This window comes from Belnapia moabensis DSM 16746, from assembly GCF_000745835.1.
GTDB classification, from domain to species: Bacteria; Pseudomonadota; Alphaproteobacteria; order Acetobacterales; family Acetobacteraceae; genus Belnapia; species Belnapia moabensis.
The window spans coordinates 1-10,273 of record NZ_JQKB01000120.1 but is presented as its reverse complement, the minus strand read 5'-3'; the positions used below and the strand labels follow the sequence as shown (position 1 = coordinate 10,273).

At 64.7% G+C, this 10,273-nt stretch carries 8 protein-coding genes and 2 pseudogenes; 5 read left to right on the top strand and 5 right to left on the bottom strand.

All coding sequences use genetic code 11. The features are described 5' to 3' along the window. Nucleotides 1–42 precede the first annotated feature (42 nt). The 3 genes from EP26_RS27625 to EP26_RS27615 form a co-directional block, all read right to left on the bottom strand. Nucleotides 43–438, bottom strand: a complete 396-nt coding sequence (locus EP26_RS27625; RefSeq protein ID WP_043343849.1) for a response regulator — start codon at nucleotides 436–438, stop codon at nucleotides 43–45. Further along, nucleotides 431–4,141: a PAS domain S-box protein gene (locus EP26_RS27620; protein ID WP_052389772.1), complete on the bottom strand. Its 3,711-nt coding sequence runs from the start codon at nucleotides 4,139–4,141 to the stop codon at nucleotides 431–433. Before EP26_RS27620 ends, EP26_RS27625 begins: the two co-directional genes overlap by 8 nt. 345 nt (nucleotides 4,142–4,486) lie before the next feature. Further along, nucleotides 4,487–4,861, bottom strand: a complete 375-nt coding sequence (locus EP26_RS27615; RefSeq protein ID WP_043343846.1) for an SPW repeat domain-containing protein — start codon at nucleotides 4,859–4,861, stop codon at nucleotides 4,487–4,489. On the opposite strand from EP26_RS27615, the gene EP26_RS38345 reads away from it, so the two are divergent. Together EP26_RS38345 and EP26_RS27605 are read left to right on the top strand one after the other, a co-directional pair. After that, nucleotides 4,827–5,258, top strand: a complete 432-nt coding sequence (locus tag EP26_RS38345) for a transposase (RefSeq protein ID WP_084113065.1) — start codon at nucleotides 4,827–4,829, stop codon at nucleotides 5,256–5,258. The two genes, EP26_RS27615 and EP26_RS38345, sit on opposite strands and share 35 nt — an antisense overlap. 33 nt (nucleotides 5,259–5,291) lie before the next feature. After that, nucleotides 5,292–5,780, top strand: coding sequence for an IS5/IS1182 family transposase (locus EP26_RS27605; RefSeq protein WP_052389770.1), 489 nt, complete (start codon nucleotides 5,292–5,294; stop codon nucleotides 5,778–5,780). Nucleotides 5,781–5,827: 47 nt separating this feature from the next. On the opposite strand, the gene EP26_RS27600 is transcribed toward EP26_RS27605, so the two are convergent. Then, nucleotides 5,828–7,324, bottom strand: coding sequence for a cation:proton antiporter domain-containing protein (locus EP26_RS27600; RefSeq protein ID WP_043343844.1), 1,497 nt, complete (start codon nucleotides 7,322–7,324; stop codon nucleotides 5,828–5,830). A gap of 756 nt (nucleotides 7,325–8,080) precedes the next feature. After that, nucleotides 8,081–8,269, bottom strand: a pseudogene (locus tag EP26_RS27595) (IS3 family transposase); the annotation flags it as partial. A 267-nt stretch (nucleotides 8,270–8,536) separates the two neighbouring features. On the opposite strand from EP26_RS27595, the gene EP26_RS27590 reads away from it, so the two are divergent. The 3 genes and pseudogenes from EP26_RS27590 to EP26_RS27585 form a co-directional block, all read left to right on the top strand. Then, nucleotides 8,537–9,445: an ATP-grasp fold amidoligase family protein gene (locus tag EP26_RS27590; protein WP_084113064.1), complete on the top strand. Its 909-nt coding sequence runs from the start codon at nucleotides 8,537–8,539 to the stop codon at nucleotides 9,443–9,445. Between the two features lie 62 nt (nucleotides 9,446–9,507). Then, a pseudogene (locus EP26_RS37855) lies at nucleotides 9,508–9,691 on the top strand (transposase); the annotation flags it as partial. A 344-nt stretch (nucleotides 9,692–10,035) separates the two neighbouring features. After that, nucleotides 10,036–10,273 (top strand): helix-turn-helix domain-containing protein (locus tag EP26_RS27585; RefSeq protein WP_043343839.1); only part of this gene is annotated, 238 nt, incomplete at its 3' end.

Here is a 10,273-nt window from a genome sequence, read left to right as displayed (position 1 = left end):
CGTCGCGGCTCATCACCTCGGATACCTTCATCGCATTCCCCCTCAGGACGAGGCGGCCGGGTCGGCGCCGGCGCGGAGCTTCAGCGCGCTGTCGATCTGCGCAACAAGCCCAGAGAAATCCACCGGCTTCGCGTGATAGTCGTCGCAGCCCGCGCCGAGCGCCTTGTCCCGATCACCGGTCAAGGCATGGGCGGTAAGTGCGATGATCGGGATCCGTGCCGTCTCGGGATCGGCCTTCAAGGCCCGAGCGGCGGTCCAGCCATCCATGACCGGCAGGTTCATGTCGAGCAGCACCAAATCGGGCTGTTCCGAGCGTGTCTTCTCGACGCCCTGCTGCCCATCCGTCGCAACCACGACCTCGAAGCCCCGCCGCCGAAGGCGGCGCGACAGGAAATCCCAGATCTCCTCATGGTCTTCGACCAGCAGCAGCTTAGCCATTGCCTTCTCCTTTTCGGTCGCGTGGCTGAGGCTTCGGGGCAGGGGAGCCCGCCCGGCCGGCAGCGATCCGCCGCAGCTCCAACGCCAGTTCTTCCGGAACACCGTCCTCCGCCTGCACGATGCGCTGGACCTGCCCGCGCAGGCGCTCCAGCTCCGCCGAAGTCAGCTCACGATCGGCAACCGCGACCACCGGGATGGAGCACCACTCCGGGTGGCGTCGCAGCTCTCGGAGAAAGGTGAGACCACCGGGCTCGGGCGCCTGCAGGTCCAGCAGGATCACCTGTGGCGTCGTCTCCGCCAGGCGTCGGAGCCCGTCCTTCCCGCTTTCCGCTTCGACCACCGACCAGCCCTCCGGCTCCAGCATCCGGCGAAGCTCGTCGCGGGTGCCAGGATCGTGCTCCACCACCAGCGCTTGGCCGAGCGGGTCCACCGAGCGATAGGGTTCGACGAGGCGCTTCAGGCGCTGCCAGTCGACCGGCTTGGGCAGGTAATCCGCGGCACCGAGCGAGAAAGCCAGGTTCTTCTCCTGCACGAAGCTCACCATGATCACCGGCACATCGGCGAATTCGGGATCGGCCTTGAGCGCCGAGAGCACCGCCCAGCCATCCATGCGTGGCATCATCACATCGAGCAGGATGGCCGCCGGTCGCGTCGACCGCGCCGCCTGGAGCCCTGTCTCGCCATCCACGGCGGTGCGAACCCGGAAGCCCTCCCGCATCAGGAAGCGGGAGAGAAGGTCCCGGGTCGGGGCATCGTCATCAATCACCAGAACCTCCGGGCCATCGCCTTCCTCCGGCACGGCGGGATCGAAGGGTCCAGGCCCGGAGCCGGTCTCGATCCGTAGATCGGCCGGGAGCCGGATGGTGAAGGTCGTCCCCTGGCCGGCGACGCTCTCGACATCGATATCGCCACCCATGAGATGGGCGAGGGCCTTGGTCAGGGCGAGCCCGAGCCCGGTGCCGCCGAAGCGGCGGGTGGTCGAGCTGTCGGCTTGGCTGAAGCGCTGGAACAGCTTCTGCAACTGCTCCTCGGTCATCCCGATGCCGGTGTCGCGCACTCGGAATTCTAGCCTGTCCGCACCGCCTTCCCCTGGCAGCCGGCGTGCCGAGAGAAAGACCTCGCCATGATCGGTGAATTTGGCGGCGTTGCTCAGCAGGTTGAACAGGCACTGCCGGAGCTTCACCGGATCCGAATACATCTGGCCCAGGCCCTCAGGTGCGAGGTCAAGGGCGAATTGGTTCGCGTTGCGGGCCATGAGCGCCTGCACCGTATCCGCCACCTCGGACACCAGCGCGTCCGCATCGAAATCCTCGGCGTGGACATCCATCTTGCCGGCCTCGACCTTCGAGAGATCGAGCACGTCGCTTATGAGGTCGAGCAGGTGGCGGGCATTGCTGCGGATCTTGCGGATGTCGTCGAGCAGATTCTCGGCACCCTCGGCCTGGAGATCTTCGACCTCCTCCTCGAGCAATTCGGTGTAACCGATAACGGCCGAAAGCGGCGTGCGCAGCTCATGGCTCATATTGGCGATGAATTGGCTTTTCGCGCGGTTCGCCTCCTCGGCTGCTTCCTTCGCCGAGACGAGTTCCTCCTCGAAATGCCGCCGCTCCGTGATATCGACAGCCGCACCGATCATGTGTTGCGGCTGGCCATCGGGGCCGCTGGTGGTCCTGCCTTTACCGGAGATCCACCGCACCACCCTGTCATCAGCGCGGATCACCCGATACTCGATATCCACCTCACCGCCTTCGGTGAGGATGCGCGCCACCTCCGCCGCGATCCTGTCCCGGTCCTCCGGATGGACGAAGGCGGTGACCGCGCTTTCTATACTGCCCGGCCGTCCCGAGGGCAGTCCGACCAGGCGGGAGAACCCTTCATCCATCTCGAACCGATTGTCCCGGATATCCCAGCGGAAGGTGCCTGTGCGGGACGCCAGCAGAGCGGCCTGGAGCCGCTCCTGGCTCTCGCGGAGGGCGCGTTCGGTGCGGCGCATTTCCGTGACATCCATATGGAGGCCGACCCACTCGCGGATGGACCCATCCATCGCTAGGATAGGGACGGCACGCGCCAGCATGTGGCGCCATTCGCCGTCATGGCGGCGCACGCGATGCTCGGCTTCGTACACCTCGTGATGCTGCAACGCATTTCGCCAGGCCGCCGCGGTATGGGCCCGGTCCCCCGGATGGACCGCATCAAGCCAGCCGAGGCCCTGGTACTCCTGGAGTGTCTGCCCAGTGAATGCGGCCCAGCTCGGCTGTTCCCCGGTCATCTCGCCGGAGGCCGGGGTCGTCCAGACAATGGCGGAGGTCGCGCCGACCAGTGAACGGAAGCGCTCCTCGCTCCGGCGGATCTCCCGCTCCGCACGCCTGGCATCTTCGATGTCGGTCGAACTGCCGAACCAACGCAGGATGCTGCCTGCAGCATCCCGCAATGGCACGGCGCGGTTCAGGAACCAGCGATAATTGCCGTCCTGCCCCCGGATGCGGGCCTCAACCGTGTAGGTCTCGCCGGCGGAAAGGGAGGTCCGCCAAGCCTCGGCCATTCCCGCCAGGTCATCGGGATGGACAACAGCTTCCCAGCGGCTGCCGAGCGCCTCCGTGGAAGGCAGGCCACAATACTCAATCCAGCGGGCATTGACATAGTCGAGGGCGCCATTCGGCGTCGCCGTCCAGACCAGTTGCGGGATGGAATCCGCCATGAAGCGGAAATGCTCCTCCCGCTCGCGCAGGGCCCGCTCGGCGTGCCGGCGCCGGATGAATTGGCCGATCTGCTGGCCGAGGCTGGCCAGGGCGTTGCGAAGGTCATCCTCGAGACGGATCGGCTCGCGGTCTAGGAATTCGAGAACACCCAGCGTCGTCGTGCCAGCCTTGACCGGCACTCCGATCGCCGAGCGGAAGCCATCCTTGGCTGCAGCGGCGCGCCGAGGGATGGTGGCCTCCTGGGCGAGATCGGGGACCAGCTCAGGTGCCCCATTTGCCCAGACCCGCCCAGGCATGCCCTCGCCGTACCGGAACCGCAGCGTCAGCGTCTGCCGTTCGAGAGCGGGGGCCTGCACGCCTGGTGCACGCCATGTGGCGGCCGGCATCAGGCTGGTCCCCGCCTCCTCGGTGATCCAGAAGACGCCCATGTTCCAGCCGAGACCCGTTCCGATGGCCCGGAGGATCTTGGCAAGCGCCTCTTCCAGGCTGTCATCACCGGCGAGCACTCGGCCCACGGAATACTGAACCGCAAGCCGCGCCTCGACATCGGCGCGTTCCGCCTGGTCACGGAAGGTGACAACGCTGCCGACTACCTGCCCGTCGCGCCGGATCGGGGCGGATGAGTATTCGGCCACGAAGAATGTACCGTCCTTCCGCCAGAGCATCTCATTGGCAAGCCGCACGGCACGGCCGCTGGTGATGGAGTCCAGCAGGGGACATTCGGACTGGGGATAGGAGGTTCCGTCGGCGCGGGTGTGATGGATGAGGTCATGCATGTTACGGCCCAGAACCTCATCGGCAGTGCCGTAGCCGAGGATGGACAGGGCAGCCTCGTTGACGAAGCTGCACGCGCCATGGTGGTCGACGGTATAGACGCCGACCTCCATCGCCTTGAGGGCAGCCTGGGTGATTTCACCGAAGCCGCAGGGCGCTTCCGGTTGCAGGCTGTGGTTCGGGGAAGGTGTGCCGCTCGGGTCCTGGTGGTTCACAACCGGTTCGTGCATCTGTGAAAGCAACTCTGCCGCGGAGTAGGTAAGGGACGACGGCTGCCTGCTTGCCGGACCTGGATCGGAGCCATTCATCCTTCAACGCGCATGGAAATGCCGCGTTCCTGACAGAAGCAACAGGAGTACCGCCGGTTTCGACAAGGAATGGCTGGCAGAAGGCTTGCATCCGGATCGTAAGCTGGACCTCAGGGTCGTCCTGCCGGTGCAGCGCCGCGACATTCGCCGTGGCGGGGCCGGCTCGCTCCGGATATCGCGCCGACCCTGTTTCTTCCTGCGCGGTCCGGTGTCCCTATTGCCGCCAAGGGCGGCTTTGCCTCCGGCCGCCCTTGTCTGCCGATGCCATCAAGCGGTGCCCGAGGCCAGCTTGTCCTCGTCGGCCGTTGTCTCCGTCACCAAGGCCAGTCCGGCTTCCAGCAGGCCAAATATCACATGAGGCAGCCAGACCTGGTCAGCGAACCCGAACAGCCATGGCGAGGCAGCGAGCAGCAAGCCGCCAGCCACGTCGATCGCCAGGTGAACCGATACCGGAACCACGCGGATCAACCCTGCCTCGAACCGCGTGAGCAGGGCCAGGCCTATGACGGCGAAGCCGACGAGCCAGGGAACCCATTGCGCCGCGCCGCCGCCCGAGAAGCCCAACACATAGGGAGCGGCGATCAACACGAGCCCGTAAAAGTAGTCGATGACGCCATGCGCCCGGGTGGAGACAAAACGCATCGTTAACCTTTCTGGGAAACTGCGGAAATCGGCATCGGTTACCGCCCCGGCTTGCGTTGCCTGCCAGCATGCGCCCGCACACTGTTCCGGAGCTTCGATAACGTGGCTACAAGCTAGCGTTTCCTGCCACGTTCCACCGTTACGCAGCGGTGTGCGGAATGCCGCTGATGGTTCCTGCCGTCATGCTCGCCGGAAACACGGCGACAGGCCGCGCAGGGTGGATGTCCGCGAGGTGTTGAACGCCGTGCTTTACGTGCTCTCGGCCGGCTGCCAGCGGAGTGCGCTGCCGAAGGACTTGCCACCGAAGAGCACGGTGTGGGACTACTTCTCGCGCTGGGAATGGGAGGGCACTATCGAGCGCCTCCACCACGCGCTCTACGTCGCGGTGCGTGAGTAGGCAGGGCGCGAGGCCAGCCCAACACGGCTAGCATTGACAGCCAGACGGCGAAAGGCGCGCAAAAGGGGGCTCTACGCGCTTGATGCCTCCGGCTATGATGAGGGCAAGAAGATCGTCGGGTGCAAGCGCCACCTGGTGACTGACACCATCGGCATGCTGCTCACGGTCATCGTACATCCCGCCAACGTGCAGCATAGGAACGGTGCCGAGCCGCTGCTGCGCCAAGCCCGCAGGCTGTTCCCTTTCGTCGAGCGTCTCATCGGCGACGCAGGCTATCAGGAACCGAAGATGGCCGCTGCCGTTGCTCGCACCGGCACGTGGAAGGGGAAGATCGTGCGCAGCTGCGACCGCCACCGCTTCGTCGTGCTGCCAAAGTGCTGGATTGTCGAGCGCACCATCGGATGGATCAGCCGAAACGGCCGCTTGGCCAGCAACTTTGAGCGGCTTTGCCGCATCGCTGCCGCCTTCATCCGTATAGCCATGATCCGCATCATGCTCCGACGGCTCGCCGGAAAGCCTTAAGCGTAAACTCAAACTTCCGGATGGGCTCTCAGTAAGGCGGGTCTGGTTCAAGGATTTGGCGGCGGGGCGCCGGGCGAGGCGTCACCCTCACCGGCGCGTTTGCGCAAGTCAGTCTCGCGCAGCAGACGCCGCAGCGCCTCATCACCGATCTCATCATTCTCCCTTAGCCCGACAAGAGCGCGGCGCTCCACAGCGAAGGTCTCCGGATGTGCCGCCTCTTTTCCCAACTGACGTCTGGCATCGGCAGTAGCCTGGCGGGCCCGCTCCTCCTCGTGCTTCACCTGTCCGCCCCCGCCAAGTTCAGCGCCGTGAACGGCCCAGCGCAGCGTCAGCCCCTGGAGCAGCACGGAACCCAGGATCACCCCGGCCGCCATCACCAGCAGCAGTCCGCGTTCGGCAAAGGGCTGCCCGTCCGGCCAGCTTGCCGGAACGGAAAGCACCACGATGAGGCCGAGCACCGAACGCGTGGAAGCCCAGGCCATCACCCCCGCCGCGACGACCTGACCTGCGGCCCCCTCGCCGGCCAGCGCCTCCCGAAGCGGGGGCAGTCGCGTGGAGACAAGGGAGCCAATCCACTGGAGGCCTAGCACCAGAGCGAGGATGCCGACTGCCGTCGTCACCACCCGCCAGGATGGCCAGCCGCCAAGCCCAGCCAAGGCCCCCGGCAAAGCAAGGCCGGCTAGGAAGAACAGCACCGATGAGACGAGCAGGCTCGCCTCCTCCCAAAAAGCCATGGCGCTGATCCGCGCCTCGGCCGAGGAGCGCGCCTCTCCTGTCTCGTGGTCCACCCGAGCGGCGGAGACCACCAGCGCCGCCGTGATCACCACGACGGCTAAGGAAAGGCCCAGGCTGCGGGCCGTCAGGGCGCCGAGATAGGGGGTAGCAATCGAAACAGCGATCTCAATTGGCGCCGGTCCTGCCCGATCGCGCAGCCAGAGCACTGCTCGGCCGATCGCGGCGCCCGCCAGGGCACCGCCCAGTAACTGCCAGGACATGGCCATCGCCGCTTCGCCCAGTGCAGGCGTCTCGCCCGTCCGGAGCGTGCCGAGCGCCAGAGCGAGTACCGTCAGCGCTACGATGCGGGAGGCAATCTCGCGGGCCTTCAGCGTGTCGGCCAGTTTGCGCGGGACATGCGGATGGCCACCCGCCTCCTGGAACAGACGGGTGTCAAACAGCGCCGCCGCTACGCCCAGCAGCACAGCTGCGGTCCAGCTGAGACCGGGCAACAGCACCCAGCGGGTCGCCGCGGCAACGGCGAGCATGGTGGCGAGAGCAACCATCGCGCCTACCACTACGCCCGGTAGCAGGGCGTGGCGCAGCAGATGCGGCGTGGTCCGCACCGTGCCGGCGTAGATGATCGGCGGGAGGAACAGCCCGATTGCCAAGTCGGGATCCATGGTCACGGGCGCCGGTCCGGGCAGCAGACCCACAACCAAGCCGATGCCGAAGAGAGCAATGGTCGGGGGAAGTCCCGACCATCGTGCGAGTGCCAGTACCGGCCCGACGCCAGCTAGTAGCAGCGCAATGAATTCAACGGCACCCATTCCTGACCCTCTCCAGAGCTACACCGGCGCGCCGCCAACGCATGATGCCAGCCAGGTGTCGCCACAGGGGCATAGAGGGCGCGGCGCCGCTGACCGGCTGGTCGTAATACCGTTGCAACGTCTAGCCGACCCGCTTGGATGGACACACAACGAACCCCGGTACGGCGGGTGGGACAGCCGAAATTCTGACCGCAACCGTAGGATCCACTTTAGCATCCGTGCTCGCGTCAGGGATGCGTGATCGTAGGGAGTTGGGCGATGGCTGTTTTCCGCTTGTGGTCCGCAAGTCGCGAGACGGTACTCAGGCGTCACCATGGCTGACCCACTTTGGATGCTCGCGGGCCTTGCTGCGATATCTGTCGCCAGCCTTGTTGTTGCGCTGGGCTGGTACCGGCGGCGGCGACAGGCGGCGGCCCGCGCAGCGGACAGGTCCACCCTCGGCGGGGGGGGCAAGCCAGGAGTTCCACCTTCCGCCCACGATTGAAGCCGCGGAGCGCGAGATGGCGATGCTGCTCCGCCGCATGCGGGCCTATCTGCGCGACCCGTATGACTACGCCACGTCGCGGATCGTAGATGAGGCTGCGTTTGAAACGTGCCTTGACTGCGCCGGCATCCTTGGCTCCCGGATTGCCGAGCTGGGCGGTGCTGCACCTGCCGGCCCATTAGAGCATGAGCGCGCACGCGGGCTGACCTTGGAGGGTCTCATGGTTGGTCAGCGGGTGGCTGACCAAACCGGCGACGGTGTGGCAACGCGGCAAGGTATTTCAGACGTTTCACCTGACGCAGCTTCAAGCCGCCATACTCGCTCGGCCACCGATAGTAGGTTTGCTCCGTCACCCCGATCGTGCAAACCGCCTCAGACGCCGTTTTTCCCTGCGCCAGCAACACCTCGACCTGTCGCAGCTTGGCAACAATCTCCTCCGGCTTGTGGTGCTTCCTTGCCATCCCAAAACTCTCCGCGGCTCGGGCCTCACATTACGGGCGGATCGCTCCTATGAGGTCAGATCAATCCTCCAACACAGGCCAACCGTAGCCATGCTTCACTAAAAATCCGCCTGAACCCCCTCGTGGGAGCTGGTCAGGCTTGGATCCCAGTCAGGGGAAAGGTCAAACGTCGAACACACCGAACCCGCTACACATCAAAGTGAGCGACGGTATTGCACAAGGTGATTGCACGTTAGGAAGTTAAGCAATCTGCCGAGAGCCTCAACAATGTCCGATGCTTTACATCCCGCCGCGTCGAAGTCATTTTTATTACGGGATGTGGTACATTACGCAGCGCAGTACATCCCCGTCCTAGATGAGATTTTGCGAGAGCGGCACCTCCGCTACCGCATGCGTACCGCTCTTGGATATAAACCCAACCTTTCTCAGCCGAAGACTTTTAACGAGAAGCTTGGTTGGCGCATACTCCATGATCGAAATCCCTTGCTGGCGCTGACGACAGATAAGATCAACGTGCGCCGCTATGTCGCGGATCGTGTAGGAAATGATGTGCTCGTGCCGCTGCTCGGCATTTGGAGCCGCGCGGAGGAAATCGAGTGGGACAAATTACCGAACCGTTTCGTGCTTAAGGGCAGCCACGGTTGGAACATGAATCTGCTCGTGCATGACCGCACGGCGCTGGACACTTGCGCCGCCGTGTCCCAAGCCAATGGTTGGCTGCGTTGTAACCATTATCAAACCGCCGGGGAGTGGGCCTACCGTGATCTTGTGCCGCGCCTTCTGGCCGAGGAGATGCTGCTTGATGCGGATGGCGGCATCCCAGCCGATCTGAAATTCTACGTCTTCCATGGTCGGGCTAGGCTATTGCGGGTTCATACCGGGAGGCACAGCGACCATCGGGCCAACAGCTACGACGAACGGCTTGAGCCGCTGTCGCTCAGGCAGTCATGCAAGCCCGATCCCAACTATGTCCTCCCCTTGGAAGCTCATGATGCCCTGCAACTAGCGGAGCGGATTGGTGCCGACTTCGACTTCGCACGAGTTGATCTTTACTGCGTGGGCGGCCAAGTGCGGTTCGGCGAGATCACCCATTATGACGGCAACGCGTGCGCACCCTTCTGGCCCGCCAGCTTCGACCGAGTGATGGGAGACTATTGGACCCTGCCATTCGATTGACTTTCACCCTGACTGGGATTCAGCTTGGATGAGAAAGCTGGCCTCTTTGGAAGGAGGCAGGGATGCCGAGGAAGCGTCATACGACGGAACAGATCATCGGTCTGCCGCGGCAGGCTGAGGTGCAACTGGCGCAGGGCCGAACGGTGGGTAGAAATCTGCTGACGGCTTGAGGTCTCGGAGGCGACGTACTACCGCTGGCGATTTGAGTATGGTGGCCTGAAGGTAGACCAGGAGCGACGGCTCAAGTGACCTGCCCCCGATTGAGGATCCATGGGCTATAAGAAACTTGGCCCGTGTGAGGCGCTTGGCGAATGCTGAATTGACAAACGGTGACCGCGTGACGATCGACGGGCCGGCACTTATGACTTTCAAGCGCAGCCTCACCATCACAGTCCGGGACCGCCGTGCCAAGGCCTTTGCCGAGGCTGGAATTGAGGCCATTGCTGGTACGGCGCGCCTCGTCGGACCCAACATCTTGGTGGTAGAAGGGCGCCGTCTTGAGGCGCGCCATACCCTGAGCGCCACTGGCGCTAGTGCACTGACCCAGACGGAGGATTCACAGCGGGCCGCTGCGGTGGAATTCTCCGGCTATGGCCCAGACCGTCAGTGTCATCGTTGGATCGGCCGACCGCACCCGCCTGAGTGCGATCATCGGCGACCGGAACCGCCCGCTCAAGCATACGCAGCGGGCCACCATCATCCTGCTGTCGGCCGAGCGGCTGCCTGTCCTGGAGGTGGCGCGCCGGGCGGGCGTCAGCCGCCCCGCGGTGTGGCGCTGGCAACAGCGCTATGCCGAGCAGGGCGTCGACGGACTGCTGCGCGACAAGA